This window comes from Streptomyces sp. NPDC005485, assembly GCF_040606085.1.
Lineage (GTDB): Bacteria > Actinomycetota > Actinomycetes > Streptomycetales > Streptomycetaceae > Streptomyces.
Genome location: NZ_JBEXDZ010000006.1, coordinates 1 through 17,865 on the forward strand (window position 1 = coordinate 1; position 17,865 = coordinate 17,865).

Annotated in this window: 24 protein-coding genes; 16 read left to right on the forward strand and 8 right to left on the reverse strand. The window is 68.6% G+C overall.

Annotated features, from left to right (window positions below):
* Positions 1 to 125: 125 nt before the first annotated feature.
* The 4 genes from ABZS97_RS03825 to ABZS97_RS03840 all read right to left on the reverse strand — a co-directional run bounded on the left by ABZS97_RS03825 (position 126) and on the right by ABZS97_RS03840 (position 3,876).
* Positions 126 to 374, reverse strand: coding sequence for a hypothetical protein (locus tag ABZS97_RS03825; RefSeq protein ID WP_356133177.1), 249 nt, complete (start codon positions 372 to 374; stop codon positions 126 to 128).
* An 81-nt stretch (positions 375 to 455) separates the two neighbouring features.
* Positions 456 to 1,346 carry an SDR family oxidoreductase gene (locus ABZS97_RS03830; RefSeq protein ID WP_356133179.1) on the reverse strand — a complete coding sequence of 297 codons (891 nt, stop codon included), beginning with the start codon at positions 1,344 to 1,346 and terminating at the stop codon, positions 456 to 458.
* Positions 1,343 to 2,341: an alpha/beta hydrolase gene (locus ABZS97_RS03835; protein ID WP_356133181.1), complete on the reverse strand. Its 999-nt coding sequence runs from the start codon at positions 2,339 to 2,341 to the stop codon at positions 1,343 to 1,345. The genes ABZS97_RS03830 and ABZS97_RS03835 overlap by 4 nt, the downstream gene beginning before the upstream one ends.
* Positions 2,338 to 3,876 (reverse strand): NAD(P)/FAD-dependent oxidoreductase, encoded by a 1,539-nt coding sequence (locus ABZS97_RS03840; RefSeq protein ID WP_356133183.1) that lies wholly within the window; start codon positions 3,874 to 3,876, stop codon positions 2,338 to 2,340. Before ABZS97_RS03840 ends, ABZS97_RS03835 begins: the two co-directional genes overlap by 4 nt.
* 163 nt (positions 3,877 to 4,039) lie before the next feature.
* Between ABZS97_RS03840 and ABZS97_RS03845 the strand changes: the two genes are divergently transcribed.
* Positions 4,040 to 4,669, forward strand: coding sequence for a MerR family transcriptional regulator (locus ABZS97_RS03845; protein ID WP_356133367.1), 630 nt, complete (start codon positions 4,040 to 4,042; stop codon positions 4,667 to 4,669).
* Between the two features lie 28 nt (positions 4,670 to 4,697).
* On the opposite strand, the gene ABZS97_RS03850 is transcribed toward ABZS97_RS03845, so the two are convergent.
* Entirely contained in the window at positions 4,698 to 5,495 is a 798-nt protein-coding gene (locus ABZS97_RS03850; protein ID WP_356133185.1) for an exodeoxyribonuclease III, read from the reverse strand.
* 58 nt (positions 5,496 to 5,553) lie between these two features.
* Here ABZS97_RS03850 and ABZS97_RS03855 point away from each other — a divergent pair, with 58 nt between their 5' ends.
* Positions 5,554 to 6,030: a GNAT family N-acetyltransferase gene (locus ABZS97_RS03855; protein ID WP_356133187.1), complete on the forward strand. Its 477-nt coding sequence runs from the start codon at positions 5,554 to 5,556 to the stop codon at positions 6,028 to 6,030.
* 358 nt (positions 6,031 to 6,388) lie between these two features.
* Here ABZS97_RS03855 and ABZS97_RS03860 read toward each other — a convergent pair whose 3' ends face one another.
* The 3 genes from ABZS97_RS03860 to ABZS97_RS03870 form a co-directional block, all read right to left on the reverse strand.
* A complete protein-coding gene (locus ABZS97_RS03860; RefSeq protein ID WP_356133189.1) occupies positions 6,389 to 6,985 on the reverse strand; it encodes a DUF6082 family protein in 597 nt (198 codons plus the stop codon).
* Positions 6,986 to 7,590: 605 nt separating this feature from the next.
* Positions 7,591 to 8,124: a GNAT family N-acetyltransferase gene (locus ABZS97_RS03865; RefSeq protein ID WP_356133191.1), complete on the reverse strand. Its 534-nt coding sequence runs from the start codon at positions 8,122 to 8,124 to the stop codon at positions 7,591 to 7,593.
* 21 nt (positions 8,125 to 8,145) lie between these two features.
* Positions 8,146 to 8,919, reverse strand: a complete 774-nt coding sequence (locus ABZS97_RS03870; protein ID WP_356133193.1) for a GntR family transcriptional regulator — start codon at positions 8,917 to 8,919, stop codon at positions 8,146 to 8,148.
* A gap of 165 nt (positions 8,920 to 9,084) precedes the next feature.
* On the opposite strand from ABZS97_RS03870, the gene ABZS97_RS03875 reads away from it, so the two are divergent.
* From ABZS97_RS03875 to ABZS97_RS03940, 14 genes are all read left to right on the forward strand, one after another.
* Positions 9,085 to 9,432, forward strand: a complete 348-nt coding sequence (locus ABZS97_RS03875) for a hypothetical protein (protein ID WP_356133196.1) — start codon at positions 9,085 to 9,087, stop codon at positions 9,430 to 9,432.
* A 5-nt stretch (positions 9,433 to 9,437) separates the two neighbouring features.
* On the forward strand, positions 9,438 to 10,790 hold the full coding sequence (locus ABZS97_RS03880; protein ID WP_356133198.1) for an FtsK/SpoIIIE domain-containing protein: 1,353 nt from the start codon (positions 9,438 to 9,440) through the stop codon (positions 10,788 to 10,790).
* Positions 10,791 to 10,872: 82 nt separating this feature from the next.
* Positions 10,873 to 11,067, forward strand: a complete 195-nt coding sequence (locus tag ABZS97_RS03885) for a hypothetical protein (protein ID WP_356133200.1) — start codon at positions 10,873 to 10,875, stop codon at positions 11,065 to 11,067.
* 2 nt (positions 11,068 to 11,069) lie between these two features.
* Positions 11,070 to 11,249, forward strand: coding sequence for a hypothetical protein (locus tag ABZS97_RS03890; RefSeq protein ID WP_356133202.1), 180 nt, complete (start codon positions 11,070 to 11,072; stop codon positions 11,247 to 11,249).
* 29 nt (positions 11,250 to 11,278) lie between these two features.
* Positions 11,279 to 11,455, forward strand: coding sequence for a pRL2-8 (locus tag ABZS97_RS03895; RefSeq protein WP_356133204.1), 177 nt, complete (start codon positions 11,279 to 11,281; stop codon positions 11,453 to 11,455).
* A 77-nt stretch (positions 11,456 to 11,532) separates the two neighbouring features.
* The gene (locus ABZS97_RS03900; RefSeq protein ID WP_356133206.1) at positions 11,533 to 12,195 is read left to right on the forward strand and encodes a DUF2637 domain-containing protein; all 663 of its coding nucleotides are present in this window, start codon (positions 11,533 to 11,535) and stop codon (positions 12,193 to 12,195) included.
* Positions 12,196 to 12,209: 14 nt separating this feature from the next.
* Positions 12,210 to 12,407, forward strand: coding sequence for a hypothetical protein (locus tag ABZS97_RS03905; protein WP_356133208.1), 198 nt, complete (start codon positions 12,210 to 12,212; stop codon positions 12,405 to 12,407).
* 25 nt (positions 12,408 to 12,432) lie between these two features.
* Complete coding sequence (locus tag ABZS97_RS03910; RefSeq protein WP_356133210.1) at positions 12,433 to 12,774, forward strand: SpdD-like protein; 342 nt, start codon at positions 12,433 to 12,435, stop codon at positions 12,772 to 12,774.
* 91 nt (positions 12,775 to 12,865) lie between these two features.
* Complete coding sequence (locus ABZS97_RS03915; protein ID WP_356133212.1) at positions 12,866 to 13,105, forward strand: hypothetical protein; 240 nt, start codon at positions 12,866 to 12,868, stop codon at positions 13,103 to 13,105.
* Positions 13,102 to 14,625 carry a DNA cytosine methyltransferase gene (locus ABZS97_RS03920; RefSeq protein ID WP_356133214.1) on the forward strand — a complete coding sequence of 508 codons (1,524 nt, stop codon included), beginning with the start codon at positions 13,102 to 13,104 and terminating at the stop codon, positions 14,623 to 14,625. The genes ABZS97_RS03915 and ABZS97_RS03920 overlap by 4 nt, the downstream gene beginning before the upstream one ends.
* The gene (locus ABZS97_RS03925) at positions 14,625 to 15,050 is read left to right on the forward strand and encodes a hypothetical protein (protein ID WP_356133217.1); all 426 of its coding nucleotides are present in this window, start codon (positions 14,625 to 14,627) and stop codon (positions 15,048 to 15,050) included. Before ABZS97_RS03920 ends, ABZS97_RS03925 begins: the two co-directional genes overlap by 1 nt.
* Positions 15,043 to 16,419, forward strand: coding sequence for a replication initiator protein RepSA (gene repSA, locus ABZS97_RS03930; protein WP_356133219.1), 1,377 nt, complete (start codon positions 15,043 to 15,045; stop codon positions 16,417 to 16,419). The genes ABZS97_RS03925 and repSA overlap by 8 nt, the downstream gene beginning before the upstream one ends.
* The gene (locus tag ABZS97_RS03935) at positions 16,416 to 16,625 is read left to right on the forward strand and encodes a helix-turn-helix domain-containing protein (protein ID WP_356133221.1); all 210 of its coding nucleotides are present in this window, start codon (positions 16,416 to 16,418) and stop codon (positions 16,623 to 16,625) included. The genes repSA and ABZS97_RS03935 overlap by 4 nt, the downstream gene beginning before the upstream one ends.
* Positions 16,613 to 17,845 (forward strand): tyrosine-type recombinase/integrase, encoded by a 1,233-nt coding sequence (locus tag ABZS97_RS03940; protein WP_356133223.1) that lies wholly within the window; start codon positions 16,613 to 16,615, stop codon positions 17,843 to 17,845. The genes ABZS97_RS03935 and ABZS97_RS03940 overlap by 13 nt, the downstream gene beginning before the upstream one ends.
* Positions 17,846 to 17,865: the final 20 nt, after the last annotated feature.

Here is a 17,865-nt window from a genome sequence, read left to right on the forward strand (position 1 = left end):
AAACCCCCCGCGGGGGCTCCCCCCCCCGGGCCCCCGGCGCCGGGGGGGGGGCCCCCACGGACAGCGGAATGGGGCGCCCTCTTCAAGAAGAGGGCGCCCCAAACACAGCTCAGCCAAGTGCAACGTCAGACGTCGTAGTCCTGGTCGAACCGGTCCTGCTCGTCCTGCATGGCGCGCTGCGTGTCCTGGTCACCGCGGTCACGCTGCTGACCTCGGTCACGCTGCTGCTGCTGGCCACGCTGCTGGCCGCGCTGCGCTTCGTCGCGCATCGGCTGCGAGCGCTCGCTCGCCTCGTCCTGGCCTTGGCCCTGCTTCTGCTTGGCCTTGTCGCGCATCTGCTCGGCCTTGTCCTGGAACTGGTCCTTCATACCCATGGAAGTTCACTCCCGTTTGCGGGTGAGGGGATTGGGCTCGACCAGACTGACACGGGCGAATAAAGCGCGCATTTCGACCAGTTACTCACCGTGAGAAAGAGCGCCGCGCTCCCCCTCGTCCGCCGCCCCACCAGCGCCGACGAGCCCCTTGGAGACGGTGCCGAGACGGGGCTCGAACCGCCGCATCTCCCGCTGCCCCACCGCCCCGATGAGCCCCGGCAGATACCCCCGGACGCCCTGCATCCCGCGCAGCCACCACTGCGCGTACACATGGCTCGACCGCCGCTCGATCCCGGCGACGATACGGTCGACGGCCGGGCCCAGTGGATACGTCTTGTTGGACGGCCACGGCAGCCGCTGCCGCAGCTCGCGCATCACGTCGTCCTGGTCGGCCCCGCGCACCATGTCGGTGTCGGTCCAGGACAGATACCCCACCCCGACGCGTACGCCCTTGTAGCCGACCTCGGCGCGCAGGCTGTGCGCGAACGCCTCCACACCGGACTTGGACGCGCAGTACGCCGTCATCATGGGGGCCGGGGTGATGGCGGCGAGCGAGGCGATCTGCAGCAGATAGCCGCGGCTCTCCATCAGGACGGGCAGGAAGGCCCGCGCGGTCACCGCCGAGCCGATCAGGTTGACCTCGACGACCCGGCGCCAGGCGGCCGGATCGGAGTCGGCGAACGGACCGCCGCTCGCGACCCCGGCGTTCGCGACGACGATGTCCACCTTCCCGAACCGCTGCTTGACCTCCTCCGCGACCCGGGCCATCGCCTCGTGGTCGGTCACGTCGGCGTGCCAGTAGTGGCTGTCACTGTGCAGCCGCTGCGAGACCTGCTTGAGCTCGTCCGGCTCCAGACCGACGAGCGCGATCCTCGCGCCGCGCGCGGAGAGCTTGCGCGCAAGGAGCTCGCCGACACCTCGCGCGGCCCCCGTGACGACCGCGACCTGTCCTTCCAGGCTGACCTTGCTCATGCGCCCTCCCTCATCTCCGCGCTGTCCACGACCTCTGCGCTCTCCACGACCTCCGCAGCCTCTGTGACCACCGCGAGCTCCGCGTCCTCGGCACTCACGAGATACGTGGCCACGAGTTCCCGGATGCGTGAGCCGACCAGCTCCGGCGCCTCCACGGGCGTCATGTGCCCGACCCCGGTGAGCTCGGTGCTGCCGACGCAGTTCGGCAGCGCGGCGACGAGTGCCCGCGCGTGCACCACGGGGGTCAGCCGGTCCGCCGTTCCCGCGACCACGGCCGTCGGCACCTTCAGCTCCCGTACGCCGTGATCCAGGTCGATCAGCTCAAGGACCCGTGACCAGGCGTGCCGCACCGCGCGCGGACATGCGTGCACCACCCGGGCGCACGCCTCCACCATCACCGGCGACGAACCGGGGCCCATGGTCGCGTACTTGAGGATCCGCCGGGCCACGGGCGTGACGGGCCCGAGCGGCGCCCGCGAGCCGAGGACCTTCCCGGTGAGCCACGACCGCGCCCGGCCGGCGCCCATCGGCACCACCAGCGCCTCGGCGACCAGCTTCGAGCTGCCCGTGCTGCACAGCAGCGCGGCCGCCGCGTGCTCCCGGAAACGGGGCCGCGCGGAGGCGGCCATCAGCGTCATCCCGCCCATGGAGTGCCCCACGAGCACGGCCTTCTCGCCGGGTGCGAGCGTGGCCGCGAGCACCGCCTCCAGGTCGTCGGCCAGCGCGTCGGTGGTGCACGCGGGGCTCGCGGGACTGCGCCCGTGCCCCCTCTGGTCGTACGCGATCACCCGGTGGTCGACGGCGAGGTCCCTGATCTGCGCCGCCCAGAAGGCGGTCGAGCAGGTCCACCCGTGTGCGAGGACCACAGCGGGCGCATGCTCGCTCCCGTGCACCTCGACGTGCAGCCGCGCGCCGTCCGCGGAGACCGCGGTCAGCTCGCGCTCCGCCGCGGGCGGCGCGTACGGCCCCTGCGTCACATGCGTCAGTCGGCTCATGCTCCGGCCTCCACCTTCTTCTTGCGGGCGTTCCTGGCGGGGGCCGCGCCCGGCGCCAGGGGCTCGGGCGTGCGCAGCACCTCGTACTCCGCGAGGTCGACGCGCCGTGTGGCGCCCCGGAACTCGGTCGTCGTACCCGGCCAGATGGTGGTGTTGCGCCCGCTCGCGTCGAGGTACCAGCTCGTGCAGCCGCCGGTGTTCCACACCGTGCGCTCCATGCGCTTCTGCACGCGCTGGTTCCAGGCGTGCACGGCGCTCGGCCGCGGGTCGAGCGCCACCCGGCCGCCCAGGACGTCGAGCTGCCGCATGTAGTCGGCCAGGTAGTTCAGCTGGGACTCGATCATCAGGATCATGGAGGAGTTCCCGAGGCCCGTGTTGGGTCCGATGATCGTCATCCAGTTGGGGAAGCCGGCCGCGGTGGCGCCGCGCAGCGACTTCATGCCCTCCTGCCAGGTCTCCATCAGGGTCCTGCCGTCCGCCCCGACGACCCGTTCGGCGATCGGCATGTCGGTGACATGGAAGCCCGTACCGAAGATGATCGCGTCGACCTCGGTCTCGGTGCCGTCGGCGGCGACGAGTGTGGAGCCGCGGATCTCGCTGAGCCCACTGGCGACCACGTCCACGTTGGGCTGGGTGAGCGCGGGGTAGTAGGTGTTGGACAGCAGGATGCGCTTGCAGCCGATGCGGTAGTCGGGAGTGAGCCGGGCGCGCAGCTCCGGGTCCTTGACGGCGCGCGCGATGTTCCGTTTGGCCAGCCGCTCGACCATGCCCAGTTCGTCGGGCCGCTTGGTGAACGCCTGGACCTGCAGTTCCCGGATGCCCCACAGGAGGCCGCGCCGCGCGTGCGTGGTGAAGGGCAGCTGCCGGTGCAGCCACCGCTCGGCGCCGCTGATGGCCCGGTCGACGCGCGGCATCACCCATGGCGGGGTGCGCTGGAAGAGGGTGAGCCGGGAGACCTCCGGCTGGATGGACGGCACGATCTGGATCGCGGACGCGCCGGTGCCGATCATGGCGACCCGCTTGCCGCGCAGGTCGTAGTCGTGGTCCCAGCGGGCCGAGTGGAAGACCTTGCCGGGGAAGGAGTCGATCCCCGCGACGTCCGGGAGCTTCGGATCGGAGAGCGGCCCGGTGGCGGAGACGACGACATCGGCGGTGAGGGTCCCGCTGCTGGTCTCGATCACCCATCGCAGGTGTTCCGCGTCCCAGGTCATCATCTTCACTTCGCAGTCGAAGCGGATGTGCGACCGCAGCCGGAACACATCGGCGACGTGCTCCAGGTACTCCCGGATGTGCTCCTGCCCGGAGAAGGTGCGCGGCCAGTCCGGGTTGGGCGCGAACGAGAACGAGTAGAGATGCGACGGCACATCGCACGCGCACCCGGGATAACTGTTGTCCCGCCAGGTGCCGCCCACGCTGCCGGCCCGTTCCAGCACGACGAAGTCGGTGACACCTTCGCGGCGCAGCCGCACGGCGGCCCCCAGCCCCCCGAACCCGGACCCGACCACCGCCACCCGCACATGCTCGTGCTCGGCCATCCCGACGCCTCCCTAACCGCCCGACTCTGCCAGTGAACACTGGCACAATGGGGAGAGTAGAGGAACCTTGTACTCACGGGTAGGGGTAGCGGCCGGGAAAGTTACCGGGGGTACGACATAGGGTGCGCAAGTGGCTGAGGGATCGGAAAAACGCGAGTACCGCATGGAGGAGCTGGCCAAGGAGGCGGGCATAACAGTCCGCACCCTGCGCTTCTACCGGGAGCGCGGCCTGCTCCCGCCACCCCGCAGAGAGGGCCGGATCGCCTGGTACGACCACCACCACCTGGCCCGGCTGCGCACCGTCGCCGCCCTCCTGGAGCGCGGCCACACCCTCTCGGGCATCGCCGACCTCACCGCCGCCTTCGAGTCCGGCCGGGACGCCGGCGAGGCCCTGGGCCTGGCCCGGCCCAGCGAGGAGAGTCCCGTCCACCTCACCCCGGAGGCCCTGGCCGACCACTTCGCGGGCGAGGTGACCCCGGAGAACCTGGCCGCCGCCCTGGACCTCGGCTATCTCGCGGTGGACGGCGACGAGATCATCCACATCAGCCGCCGGCTGCTCGACGTCTCCTCGGCGCTGGTCCGCGCGGGCGTCCCGCTCGCCGCCGTCATGGCCGCCGGCCGCGAGGTCCGCGTGCACGCCGACGCCATGGCCGAACTCTTCGCCACCCTGCTGCACACCCACGCCCCCGAACGGGACCCGGCCGAGCTGCGCCCGCTCGCCAAAGCGGTGGTCGACGCCGAACTCTCGCTGGCACTGGACCGCCGCCTGGCCGCGGAGGAGAACGGCTCCTGACGGCGGCTCCCGCTTCCGTCCAGGGTTTCTACAGGTCGTAGACCACCGTCACCGGCGCGTGGTCCGACCAGCGCTCGTCGTGCGTGGCCGCCCGCTCCACGAACCCCTTGACGGCCTTGCCGGCGAGTCCGGGCGTCGCCACGTGGTAGTCGATGCGCCATCCGGCGTCGTTGTCGAAGGCCCGCCCCCGGTAGGACCACCACGAGTACGGCCCCTCGACATCGGGATGCAGGGCGCGCACGACATCGACGTACCCGCCCTCCTGGAACACGTTCCCGAGCCACTCCCGCTCCTCGGGCAGGAACCCGGCGTTCTTCTTGTTGGACTTCCAGTTCTTGAGGTCGGCCTCCTGGTGGGCGATGTTCCAGTCGCCGCACACCACGACCTCGCGCCCGTCGGCGGCCGCCCGCTCCCGCAGCCCCTTCAGATAGCCGAGGAACTCCCCCATGAACCGGACCTTCTCGTCCTGCCGCTCGGTCCCGACCTCACCGGAGGGCAGGTAGAGGCTGGCGACGGTGACACCGGGCAGGTCGGCCTCGACGTAGCGCCCGCTGGAGTCGAACTCCGCCGACCCGAAGCCGACCTGGACGCGGTCGGGCTCGCGCCGGGTATAGAGGGAGACACCGGCCCGCCCCTTGGCGGCGGCGGGCGCGTGGACGACGTGCCACCCCTCGGGCGCCCGCACGTCCTCGGTCAGCTGTCCGGGTTCGGCCCGCACCTCCTGCAGGCACAGCACGTCCGCGGAGGTCTCGGCGAGCCACTCCACGAAGCCCTTCCTGGCGGCGGCCCGGAGCCCGTTCACATTCACAGAGGTAACAGTCAGCACCCGGGCACGATACTTAATCCATCGCCCCATCCCGACGCATAGAAGTACGATGCCACGCATGAATATCCGCCCGGTCCCCTTCGACCATCCCGACGCCGTCAAGCTCAACGACGAGGTGCAGCTCGAATACGCCGAGCGCTACGGCGACGAGGGCGACGCCACCCCGCTGGACGCGTCGATGTTCGAGCCACCGCTCGGCCGGTATCTCATCGCCTACGACGGGCAGGACCTTCCCGTGGCGACGGGCGGCTGGCGCACCCAGGACGAGAACGACGAGGGGTACTCGGACGGCGACGCGGAACTCAAGCGCATGTACGTCATCCCGGGCGCCCGCGGCCTCGGCGTCGCCCGCCGCATCCTCGCTGCCCTGGAGCTGGACGCCCGCACGGCGGGCCGCAGCCGCATGGTCCTGGAGACCGGCACCAAGCAGCCCGAGGCGATAGCCCTCTACCTGTCGAGCGGCTACGAACCCTGCACCAAGTTCGGCCACTACCGCTTCCACGACGAGAGCCGCTGCTTCGCCAAGCCGCTGTAGATCGCTGCTGCTCACTGCAGGAAACGGGCGGCCGCAAGGCCGCCCGTTTCTCCCGCACGCACATGCAAGAACCCCGCCGGACGAATCCGGCGGGGTTCTGAATTGCGGTGGACCTGTGGGGATTTGAACCCCAGACCCCCTCGATGCGAACTACGGGCGCGGAGGTCACTGAGGTCTGGCGGGCTGGTCAGTCGTCCAGCCATGGCCCTGGTCGGCCGGTGCTGGTCGGCGTGGTTGCTGTACTCCGCTGCTGTACAGCATCGGACCAGGGGCTACGAGCACTGCTTGAGCCGGGTTACTTTCCTGATCAGCGTGCAACGCTCGTACGCCACCAAGGAGCCCCTGCTGTCTCTCGCTCCTACATCGGCTCGCCGTTCGGCTCGGGGGTAAAGTAGTCCCTCGCAGCAATAGGCGGTCCAGCCGCATCTGACAACTTCAAGGCCTCGTCGAGGATTTCGACGAACCTTCGGTCCTTACGCCCCTGCGTGCGCGCCCACGCATGCCATAGCGCACGTCGGGTTTGCCAGAACTCCCTCGCGATCTCGCCCTTCATCACGGACTGTGCCGATAGTTGGACGGCTTCCTCGCTCGCCGTTCCATTCAGATAGTCAACTCGCCAGTTGCTAAAGATTATGTTGATGTAGAGGATCTGACGTGCCCGGGTTTGGGTGGTTGGGACGGCGGGTGGCTCCCAGCATTCCTGAAGTGCAGGATCCTGAAGAGCCTGCATGATCAGCTCACGATGAGCAGCGCGGAACTCGTTGTCATTTGTGATCTTTAGTTGGCGGGCCTGCATGATCAAAGACCAGACCACGCCAAGAAGTGCCGCTCCTGACAAGGGTATCGACACAGCTGCGTAGGTCTGGCTCACGTCGCTGAGGTGGCTCCACTGCAGTTTTTGCGGAGCCCACCATTTCAAGGCGAAGGGTGTGAGCATCATCATCGCCAGCAGCAAGCTTGTGGCAGTCGTCCAGAGTAGCCACTGCCACCGCGTTCGGACGCGCAACATTTCTTCCCCTCCGGCTCCCCTGACGTCTGTCTGTACACCTGCTACGTCATGGTCACTCGACATGTCAGCGCGCGCCAGACCTCCTCAACCCACCGCTCTCCCCAGCTCCCATCCCGTCCGCCGTCGACCCACACACCGTGGAGCGGGCGTGGTTCATGGCGTCCAGGTGGAGCGCGCCACTGTACGAACGACCTGGACGCCATGGGCCACGTCTGCTCGGCTCTGCCTGGGTCGACGGTGGTCGGGATGGGAGCACCCCGCGCACGCCACTACGGACCTGGGGACGGGAACGGCGCCCCCGCCATCCCGGTGCCGGCCGATCCCCCGCCGGAGGCCTCGTCTTGACCGTGGGCCGCGCTATGCGGTGATCGACTCATGGCCACCGGCCCTATCCACATGTGGGCGCGCGTCGGCGCAGCGCGGGCGGAGCGGGCCGGAGGCAGGAGCGGCGCCCGCAGCGGAGCCGGGAGCGCGCCCGGCGGAGCGGAGCGCAGCCGGGGCTTGATGAAGTAGGGAAACTTTGTCCGCACCTCGGCACCGCCCGGATCCGCCTACGCGGTTGGAGCCACGAAGCACAGAGCTTCGGTCTCTTGGCCGTCTCCGTAGCTGTGCGTGGTCGTTCCGATGATCCTGCAACCAAGGCGCTCGTACAGTCGGATTGCGGCTGTGTCCTTCGACATCACGTCGCCTACGAGATTGATCCCGTTTTGGCGGGCGTAGGAAATCGCAGCCCGAACGAGTCGGGCACCAGTCGACTCGCCACGCGCTTCCGGGATCACGAAGAGCCGAGCCATTACAGAAACTTCGTCTCGTTTCTCGATTGTCGTCTGATCAAGGAACATGTCCACGGCCGCTTCGCCATGGCCGCGAGTAATGCATACGTGGCCTACGACGTTTCCCGCTGCTTCTGCGATCCATGCTTGAATCAGGTCGTCAGGCGTGAGCCATTCCTCAGGGTGCTCTACGCCTTCAACGGGATATCCGTCCGATTCATGGACAGTTACGAGTGCTCGCGCCGCTCCGGGAATGTCTTCATCGCGGCGCTCTCGTACTGCGATCTCGATTTCCACCCTCTTCTTCGGCATGTTTCCTCCGTTTGTGGAAGTTCACTCGACGGGAACGTCGTAAACCAGTCCGTTCATGTCGGAGCGCATAACAAACTTCGTCACCTCGTACGGCTCGCCCTCCTGGTCGACGCTTGTGTGCAGAACCTCGATGACCGGTACGCCACCCGGCAACCGCAGGTAGCTAACCTCTGTGGGTGTAGGCATGCGGGCTGTCACCTCATCGAGGATGCGCGTCATGACGTGACCTTGATCCTCGAAGACGCCATGAATCCCGTATTGGTGCGGCACTTCCTCTTCAAGGAGTCCGGTGCCTTGCGCGATGCTCCATGGAATCCATGTAGTCACCCGATAGACCGGATCGTCATCCGCATAGAAAACGTTCTCGCGTCGAAGTACTGATTTCGACTTGGTAGAGACCTTCAGCCTGTCCGCCAAGTCGCTTTCCGGCTTGACGCGTTCAATGCTCAGGACCTGGAATCGCCCAGACTTCCCCTGCTTTGCGCATTCAATAAAGAAGGGCGATAGGCCGCTCTCGCGGTATTTCGGCGAGTATCGGTCGCTTCCGAGGCGGATAAGGGGCCGCTTTTCCCGTACGAATACGCCTCGTCCGTGTTCTTTTGTGACGAGACCCTCTTGAGCCAAGATCCCAAGCGCAGCATCGATGGTGTTGCGCACCGCGTCGTAGCGCACGGCTAGTTGGCGAGTGGAAGGCAGCTTTACCCCTGGCGTGTACTGCCCCGCCTCGATGGCCGTACGCAGTTCGTCCGCGATCTCTCGGCTTCGGGGCTTCCTGCCCTCGTTCGGTTCCGGCATTGACTCTCCTGGTTCTGGCTGAAGCCAGCTTAACGCCTGGCTCAAGCCAGTTCCTCGAAGGGGCTTGACGCAACTGGCTCATGCCAGTTCACTGGTGCATGTCGGGCCAACTGGCTTGAGCCAGTTGCTAGTTGGCGATCACCTCTCATTCGAGGAGCACGTCTCATGCGTCAGATCCCCGTGGACACCGCCGTCATGACGATCATGCTGATCCAGGCCCCGGAGCCGAAGGTCAAGAACAAGGAGACCGGCGAGATCGCGACCGACCGCACGACGGGCAAGACCCTGTTCAACGTCAACGTGGCCGTGATCGTGGACGGTCGCCCGGACGCGCTGACGATCGTGGTTGCTGAGGACGGCATTCAGCCGGACCTCGTTCCGGGTATGCCGGTCGAGTTCCCCGGCCTGGTGGCCCGCCCGTGGGAGAACGACTTCGGGCACGGCATCAGCTACCGCGCGATCGCGGTCACCTCCAAGACCCTGACTCCGGCCGGCTCCAACGGCAAGGGCTGATCGCCATGACCGAACTGCTCCTGGTCGTCGCCGCGTTAGTGGTCTTCGTGCTGGTCCTGCGGGTCAAGGCCCCGACCGCGTACTGGATCCTGATCGGCTTCCCGGTCACGCTGGTGCGAGTGTTCGCCTCCTACCGCGAGGCGCTCGAAGCGTGTGAGCTGACGGTGTCCCCGCCGTGGTGGAAGGTCTTCGCCAAGAGGGCGTCCGGCTCGGAGGACGTGGCCCGCCCGAGGCTCCCGAGGATCCGTCGGATCCGCCCGACCGCGACCGGCATGCGGCTGCGGATGAAGCTCCCCGCGGGGCTCGCGCCGGAGGACGTGGAGAAGTCCGCTGAGCGGCTGCGGCACGCCTGGGGAGTCCATTCCCTGCACGTCGCCGAACTGCGGCCCGGCATCGTCGAGTTGCGGATGACCTCCTTCGACATCCTTTCCCACGTGCGCATGCCGCGCCGGCTCGCTGCCGGACTGCTGTCCGCCGTGGTCGCCCTGCGCGAAGACGGACGCCCGTATGTGCGCAACTATCAGGACTCGCCGCACGGCCTGATCCTGGGTGCCACGAAGTCGGGCAAGTCGATGTTCCAACGCTGCCTGATCAAGGCACTCGCACCGCTGGATGTCGCCCTGGTCGGGATCGACTGCAAGCGCGGCGTGGAGCAGGGCCCGTTCGCCCCGCGGCTGACCGCGCTGGCCACCACGCCGGATGAGGCTGACGGCCTGCTGGATGCGCTGGTGCGGGAGATGGAAGACCGCTTCGACCTGCTGTGCCTGCACCAAGGGATCTCCCCGTCCACCCCGCTGGAAGACATCACCTCCGACATCTGGGGCCTGCCCGCCAAGCTGCGGCCGATACCGATCGTGGTCCTGGTCGACGAGATCGCCGAACTGTTCCTGGTCGCCTCCAAGGTCGACACGGCCCGCCGCGACCGCATGGTCACCCAGCTCGTACGCCTCGCTCAGCTCTCCCGCGCGGTCGGGATCCATCTGGAGATCGCCGGGCAGCGCTTCGGCTCCGAACTCGGCAAGGGCGCCACCGCGCTGCGGGCGCAGTTGACCAACCGGGTCACGCATCGCTGCAACGACAAGCAGACGGCCGAAATGGGCCTGGGCGACATCAACGAACTCGCCGTGAAGGCCGCGACCGCGATCGCCTCCGAGCGCGCCGGTATGGCCGTGGCCGGTGACTCCTCGGGTACCTGGGTCCGCATCCGCACCCCGAAGGTCTCGATCGGTGAAGTCGTCCAGGTCTGCCGCGAGTTCGCGCACCTGACCCCGGACCTTCCGGCCCTCGCCGCGTACCGGCCCGCCGTGGTCACGGTTTCCGCGTCGGCCGCGGCACCGACCCCGGTCCCCGCCCCGTAGCACTCCCTGTACTCCGGTCGGCGTGACCGCCTCGCGCCGGGTCCCTACCCCCGCCATGCCTGAGACCGGAAAGGAACCGGCTATGTGCGCCTCCTGTGAGGACCTCAACCGCACCGTGCTGATGCTCGGCTTCCTCGTCCAGTACGCCGAACACCCCCGCGCAGACCAGCACTTCGCCGATGTCGTCGGCGGCGCGCTGGCTCTGTCCCTGCCGCTGGATGAGGCCTCGACCCTGTATCGGCTCCCGCCGGCGACCGACCCCGAGAGCGAGTGGTGAGCATGCCGACGAAGAAGCGGACCGCCCGCCCCGTCCCGGCCGCCAAACAGTGCACGACCTGCCTGGGCTCGGGAGAGGTCTCCATCCCGGTCAAAGTCGGCCGCAAGCGCCGGATCACCGAGAACCAGCAGACCGGCCTGTGCCTGACCTGCCTGGGCTCGGGCGAAGCACCCACCGACTGAACACGGCACGCATATGAGAGGAGCCCGCCATGGGCCTGTTCGGAACCTCGTCCCGCACCGCCGAATCCACGCCGAAGGGTGAATGCCCGCAGTGCTGGCGCCACGCCCACGACCCGTCGGCGCACCGGGGGCTCGGCCCGCGTCAGGACTGCCCGCAGTGCATCGACCACATGATCAACGGCTGCCCCGGAATCAACCGCCGCTGACCGCACCTCCACGACGGGGCGGCCGGCCTCCACACCCCGCCCCGCCGTGGCCCAACCCTCTGAAGGAGGTGAAGACCATGAACCGCTCGATCCGCCCGGATGCCGTACTCGTACAGGCCGTGATCGCCGGTGCCCTGTCCTTCGCCCACCTGCACGACCTTGCCGCCGCTGCCGGACAAGACGGCTGGAAAGCCTGGGCCTACCCCATCTCTGTGGATCTGCTGCTCGTCGCCGCGTGGCGTCGACTGCGCGATGGGGGCCCCTCCCGCCTGGCCTGGTGCTGGTTCCTGATCGCCCTGGTCGCCTCGCTCGGCGCGAACGTGGCTACCGCTGGGTTCCTCGACCTGGCCCATGCCCCGGCCTGGCTGCGGTTCCTCGTCGCCGGCTGGCCCGCCCTCGCCTTCCTCGGCGGCACCCTCCTCGCCCACACCCCCGACCCCGCCGCTCGCCCTGCGCCCGCGAACGAGGTAGACGACGTGGCGCCAACGCCGGACCCGGTGATCCCGCCCGTGCCGGAGCCTGCGGCCGAAGCGCTCGATGCCCCGGAGCCGACTCCCGCCCTGCCCCCGGCCGCTGCCGCACTGCCGGTGAGCGTGCCGCCCGCTCTCGTCGACCGCGCCCAGAAGATCGCCGATGCGCACCGCACCGCGACCGGTGACCGCATCGACGCAGCCACCCTCCGCGCCCGCCTCGGTGTCCCCGGACCGATGGCCGACGCCCTCGCCGCCCACCTCGCCTGAAAGGCCCGCCCGCCATGCATGTCGAACTGCCCCTGGTCCTGGTCATCGCCGTACTCGGCTACTTCGGCATCCGCCTCTACCGGCCCCCGACCTGGGTGATCGTCGTCCTCCTGCTGGGCGGCTTCCTCCTCGCCGACACCTTCCTCGCCCCCGCGATCGAGTCCGGCACCAAGACCGGAACCTCGGTCGTCAACCACACCACCGACAAGTGACCTTGATCTGAAAGGAGTTCCACTCATGCTCAGGCCCCGCATCCCGGTCAATCAGCAGCCCACCGGCGGGATCATCCCCGTCGTCACCACCCTGGGGACCGTCGTCCCCCACAACCCGGCTCAGGCGCCGTGCGGCTGCCAGCACCACACCCCGGCCCCGTCCGCTCCCGCATCGGCGCGGCCCACGGTGCAGCTCACCCCCGGCTCCCTGCTCCTGCTCGTCGGCGGTGGCACCGCTGCCGTGCTCGTCGTCGGCGCCGTGCTGGTCTCCCTGCTCCTCGCGGTCGCCATCACCGCCGGCTCGCTCGCCATCGTCGCCCTGGTCGTGCGCTCGCTCATCAACAGCGAGACCAAGCACCGTCGTTGACCGGCCCCGGAGCGGCCTCAACCGCCAAGTCTCGTCCGCTCCGGAGCCGTGCCTCCTGCCCGAACCAAGAGATCCGGAAGGAAGTCCCATCATGGCCCAGCACACCCCTGCCCGCGCACGCATCTGCGGCGACTGCGACGGCTTCGCCTCCGTCAAGGTCACCCTCGGCGGACGCGACCGCCACGGCCACCTGCGCACCATCACCGCGCACTGCACGGCCTGCCACGGCACCGGTACCCGCCCGACTCTCACGGCTCCCCGCCCCGCCGCGACCGAAGCGACCCATGTCCTGGACGCCATAGCCCGCGACTGGGTGGAGGTGGCCCGATGACCCGCCGTTCCGCGACCTCCCGCCCGACCTCCATCCACCTGTTCTGCGGCGCGGGCGGCGACTCCGACGGATTCCGCCGGGCCGGCTTCGACGTCGTCCTCGGCGCCAACCACTGGAACCGCGCGGTCGAGACGCACGCCGCGAACTTCCCCGAGGCAGAGCACCTGTGCGTGGACCTCGACCACTACGACATGCGACGTCTGCCCAAGGCCCGCGTCCTGGTCGGCTCACCGATCTGCACCGAAGGCAGCCCCGCCGACGGCATCAGCCGCCCCAAGCCCGCTGCCATCCCCGGACAGCTCGATCTCCTCGAAGAGGGCTCCATGGCCGATGCGGCGTGGGAGCGCACCCGCGCCACCGCTTATGACATCCTGCGCGCTGCCGAAGTGCACCACTTCGATGCCGTGGTCTGTGAGAACGTGCCCCGCTTCGCCACCGCCTGGCCGCTGTTCTCCTGGTGGCTGCACGGCATGGAGATCCTCGGCTTCCGGCATCAGATCGTCTCCGTCTCCGCCGCGCACGTCGGCGACGACACCACCAACCCGCACGCCCCGCAGTGGCGGGACCGGATCTTCATCGTCTTCACGCGTACCGGGATGCGCGCCCCGAACCTCGACGTCCGCCCCACCGCGTGGTGCCCCACCTGCGAGTCGGACGTGAGCGCGGTGCAGTCCTGGCGCAACGGCCGAAAGATCGGCAAGTACCGGCAGCAATACGACTTCCGCTGCCCGAACACCACCTGCCGTCACCGGATCGTCGAACCGTACGTACGCCCCGCCGCTTCCGCGATCAACTGGACCGACCCCGGTATCCGCATCGGCGACCGCGCGAGCCACGGCCGTGGACCGCTCGCCCCCTCCACCCTCCGCAAGATCCGTCTGGGCCTGGCCAAGCACCGCGTCCCGTCGGTGGTCACGGTCAACCACTCCGACACTGGCGACGGCCGTGCCTTCCCCGCCTACGCCGCTCCGCTGTCCACTCGCACCGTGCGTATCGGTGATGGCCTCGCCGTGCCTCCGCCGCTGCTGGTTCCGGGCGGCGGGAGCTGGAACACCGACGCCACCCCCGCCACCGTGCCGATGCGGACCCGCACCACCCGCGACAGCGAAGCCCTCTTACTGCCCGCGCCGTTCATTACCGAGCACCGCGGCGGCGGCTCCACCACCCGCGCGATCGCCGACCCGCTCGCCTCGATCACCGCCGGAGGCAACCACCACGGCCTCGTCGTCCCCTATCGCAAGGGCGATGCGACGACGACCGGGATGCCGCTGCACACCATCGCGACCCGCACGTCCGCCGGTCTCGTCCTCGACACCGCCCCGGGCCCGGAGCCTTCGGGGATCGAGGTGGAGGACTGCTACTTCCGGATGCTGTCCCCGCGCGAGCACCTGCGCGCCCAGCGCTTCACTGACGAGTACCAGGTCCTCGGTCACGGCGGGGAGCAGACCAAGCAGGCAGGAAACGCCGTACCCGCCAACGTCGCCCAGTGGATCGCCTCCCGCCTCCTGGAGGTGCTGTGATGACCACCTCCTCCGCCGCCGTGCCCGAGATCCGTGCGCTGACCCTGTGGCAGCCCTGGGCGTCGTGCATCGCGTACGGCACCAAGCGGATCGAGAACCGCACCTGGGCGCCCGACTACCGCGGCTGGATCCTCATCCACGCTGGCCTCACCGACGACCGCCGCGCGCATGACCTCCCCCTCGCCCGGCCCTTCCTCATCCGCCCCCAGCCTCGGGGTGCCGTGGTCGCCGTGGGCCGCCTCGTCGACTGCCACCAAAGCGACGGGTACTGCACCCTGTGGTCCGCCCCCGGGCAATGGCACTGGAGGTTCGACGACATCCGCCCCCTGGCCCGACCCCTCGCCTGGCCCGGAGCACGCGGCCTGTGGACACCGACCCCGCAACTCATCGCCTCCGTACGGGAGTTGGTGACGGCCCGTGCCTGAGACGAACACGCTGGATCCACTCGTCCTGTCCGACCTGCTGCGGGTTGCGTCCGCCCCGGACTTCGACCACTGGCGCGAACAGATCCGCCGCACCGGAGGCTGCGCGAACCCCATCCACCTGACAGGCTGGTCCACCACCACGGACAAAGCCACCGGCACGGTGCTCCACCACACCACCACCGCGGACCAGCCCGGCGGCCGGCTGCGCATCGCCTGCGGCAACCGCCGCGCCTCCCGCTGCCAGCCCTGCGCCTACCTCTACGCCGGGGACGCCTACCACCTCGTACGCGCGGGCCTGACGGGCGACGACCGGATGAACATCCCCGCCACCGTGCGTGAGCGGCCCCGGGTCTTCGTCACACTGACGGCCCCCTCCTTCGGCCCCGTCCACAACCGGCCCGATACCGGACGCTGCCGCTGCGGCTCTCGCCACCCCGAGGATGATCCGGCGCTCGGTACCGCACTCGATCCCGGGACGTACGACTACGCGGGCGCCGTGCTGTTCAACAACCACGCCGGGGAGCTGTGGCACCGCTTCACCAACCGCCTGCGCCGCGAACTCGCCGCCGCGGCCGGACTCACCCAGACCGCGTTCCGCGACAGGGCCCGGCTCTCCTTCAACAAGGTCGCCGAGTTCCAGAAGCGCGGCGCGATCCACTTCCATGCCGTCATCCGCATCGACGGACCCGACGGACCCGACACCGCCCCACCGCGTTGGGCCACCCTCGACCTCCTCGCCGACAGCATCCGCGCCACCGCCGATCACCCCTACGTGACCGTGCCGGTACCTGCCGCAGGTGACGAACCCGCCCGCATCCTGCGCTGGGGGACCCAACTCGACATACGCCCCATCCGGGCCTACGACGACACCGGAGACCTCACCGAACAGGCCGTGGCCTCCTACGTCGCCAAGTACGCCACCAAAGCAGCCGAGACCACCGGCGCCCTGGACCGACGCATCGGCGAACTCGCCGAACTCGACCACGCCGACGTACCCGACCACGCCCAACGCCTCATCCGTGCCTGCCACGACCTGGATCCGCTCTACCCAGACCGAAAGCTGTGGACCTGGGCTCACATGCTCGGCTTTCGCGGCCACTTCCTCACCAAGTCCCGCCGCTACTCCTCCACCTTCGGCGCCCGCCGACAGGTCCGTGCCGACTACCGCGCCACACAGCAACGAGAACACCTGGGCCTGCCCGACCCGGACACCACCTTGGTCCTCGCGCACTGGCAGTACGCCGGCCACGGCCACACCCCCGGCGAATCCGCCCTCGCCGAAGCGATCGCCCACGACATCGCCCTCAACCGCGAAACCGCCCGCCAAGCCCTCCATGACCAACTCAGCCTGGAAGGAGCCGCAGCATGACCACCACAGTGATCGAAAGGAAGTGGTACACCACAGCAGAGGTCGCTGAGATGCTCGGCTACGGCCTCTCCAAGGCCAAGATGCTGGTCCTGACCGGGCAGATCCGCTCCATCAAAGACGGCCGCAACCGCCGCATCCTGCCCCGCTACGTGGACGAATACGTCGAACGCCGTGCTCAGGAAGCCGAAAAGGAGTGGTCGGCATGAGCGGCAAGCGCGGCAACGGTGAGGGATCGATCTACCCGTACAAGAACGGCTTCGCCGCGTACGCCTGGGTCACCACCCCGGAGGGCAACCGCAAGCGGAAGTACGTCTACGGCAAGACCCGCGAAGAGGTCCACGACAAGTGGATCAAGTTGCACGCGGAGGCCAAGGACGGTCCGGTAGCAACGTCCACGCCGACCATGGCGCAGTACCTCACGCGGTGGCTTCGCGAGGTCGTAGAGCCTGATCTGAAGCCCAAGACGGCCGAAACCTACGCGATGCACGTCCGGCTCTACATCACGCCAGGCCTCGGCTCGAAACGGCTCGACAAGCTCACCGTGCGGGACGTCCGGAGTTGGGTCAACGCCCTGTTGGATCAGTGCCAGTGTTGCGCTCAGGGTCTGGACGCGAAGCGGGACACGCCGCGCTGCTGCGCCGCTGACGACTGCTGCAAGCGCGTCCCGTCCCGTCGCACGGTGCAGGACGCACGCGCGGTGCTGCGGTCGGCGTTGACCAACGCGATGACGGAGGAGCTGATCTCGAAGAACGTGGCAGGCCTGGTCAAGGTGCGGTCGGCTCGCAAGGTGAAGCGGCACCCGTGGTCAGTGGAAGAGGCTCGACAGTTCCTCGAAGCGGCCAGCACTGCGCATGACTCGCTGTACGCGGCGTACGTGCTCATTCTGGTTCTGGGCTTCCGGCGCGGCGAGGTGCTGGGCCTCACCTGGGAGAGCGTGAACCTGGATGCCGCAGAGATCACGGTACAAATGCAGCTACAGCGGATCAATCGGCGCCTTGTCCATGACGAGACCAAGACCGAGGCGTCCACGGCCACGCTTCCGCTGCCACAGATCTGCGTGACCGCGCTTCAACTCCGCGTGAAGGATCAGGAGCTGGCGAAGCGAGCCGCCGGCGAGCTGTGGACCGATTCAGACTTCGTGTTCACCACGCGCTATGGCACGCCCTTTGAGCCGCGCAATTTCAACCGCCGGTTCACCGATCGCTCGTCCAGGGCGGGCGTCCGCCGCATCCGGCTGCACGACACTCGGCACACGTGCGGCTCGCTCCTGGCTGCCCTCGACGTACACCCTCGCGTCGCGATGCAGATCCTTCGCCACAGCAAGATCGCCGTGACGATGGAGGTCTACACGCACGTACCGTCCGAGTCGACCCGGCGGGCACTTCGCAAGCTGGGTAAGCACCTTGGGAAGCAAGATCCAAAGTAGTTGCTGTACTTCGCTACTGT

Coding starts and splice junctions, on each gene's coding strand:
- ABZS97_RS03825 (WP_356133177.1), bottom strand. CDS start 374: ATGGGTATGAAGGACCAGTTCCAGGACAAGGCCGAGCAGATGCGCGAC.
- ABZS97_RS03830 (WP_356133179.1), bottom strand. CDS start 1,346: ATGAGCAAGGTCAGCCTGGAAGGACAGGTCGCGGTCGTCACGGGGGCC.
- ABZS97_RS03835 (WP_356133181.1), bottom strand. CDS start 2,341: ATGAGCCGACTGACGCATGTGACGCAGGGGCCGTACGCGCCGCCCGCG.
- ABZS97_RS03840 (WP_356133183.1), bottom strand. CDS start 3,876: ATGGCCGAGCACGAGCATGTGCGGGTGGCGGTGGTCGGGTCCGGGTTC.
- ABZS97_RS03845 (WP_356133367.1), top strand. CDS start 4,040: ATGGAGGAGCTGGCCAAGGAGGCGGGCATAACAGTCCGCACCCTGCGC.
- ABZS97_RS03855 (WP_356133187.1), top strand. CDS start 5,554: ATGAATATCCGCCCGGTCCCCTTCGACCATCCCGACGCCGTCAAGCTC.
- ABZS97_RS03865 (WP_356133191.1), bottom strand. CDS start 8,124: ATGCCGAAGAAGAGGGTGGAAATCGAGATCGCAGTACGAGAGCGCCGC.
- ABZS97_RS03870 (WP_356133193.1), bottom strand. CDS start 8,919: ATGCCGGAACCGAACGAGGGCAGGAAGCCCCGAAGCCGAGAGATCGCG.
- ABZS97_RS03875 (WP_356133196.1), top strand. CDS start 9,085: ATGCGTCAGATCCCCGTGGACACCGCCGTCATGACGATCATGCTGATC.
- ABZS97_RS03880 (WP_356133198.1), top strand. CDS start 9,438: ATGACCGAACTGCTCCTGGTCGTCGCCGCGTTAGTGGTCTTCGTGCTG.
- ABZS97_RS03885 (WP_356133200.1), top strand. CDS start 10,873: ATGTGCGCCTCCTGTGAGGACCTCAACCGCACCGTGCTGATGCTCGGC.
- ABZS97_RS03890 (WP_356133202.1), top strand. CDS start 11,070: ATGCCGACGAAGAAGCGGACCGCCCGCCCCGTCCCGGCCGCCAAACAG.
- ABZS97_RS03895 (WP_356133204.1), top strand. CDS start 11,279: ATGGGCCTGTTCGGAACCTCGTCCCGCACCGCCGAATCCACGCCGAAG.
- ABZS97_RS03900 (WP_356133206.1), top strand. CDS start 11,533: ATGAACCGCTCGATCCGCCCGGATGCCGTACTCGTACAGGCCGTGATC.
- ABZS97_RS03905 (WP_356133208.1), top strand. CDS start 12,210: ATGCATGTCGAACTGCCCCTGGTCCTGGTCATCGCCGTACTCGGCTAC.
- ABZS97_RS03910 (WP_356133210.1), top strand. CDS start 12,433: ATGCTCAGGCCCCGCATCCCGGTCAATCAGCAGCCCACCGGCGGGATC.
- ABZS97_RS03915 (WP_356133212.1), top strand. CDS start 12,866: ATGGCCCAGCACACCCCTGCCCGCGCACGCATCTGCGGCGACTGCGAC.
- ABZS97_RS03920 (WP_356133214.1), top strand. CDS start 13,102: ATGACCCGCCGTTCCGCGACCTCCCGCCCGACCTCCATCCACCTGTTC.
- ABZS97_RS03925 (WP_356133217.1), top strand. CDS start 14,625: ATGACCACCTCCTCCGCCGCCGTGCCCGAGATCCGTGCGCTGACCCTG.
- ABZS97_RS03935 (WP_356133221.1), top strand. CDS start 16,416: ATGACCACCACAGTGATCGAAAGGAAGTGGTACACCACAGCAGAGGTC.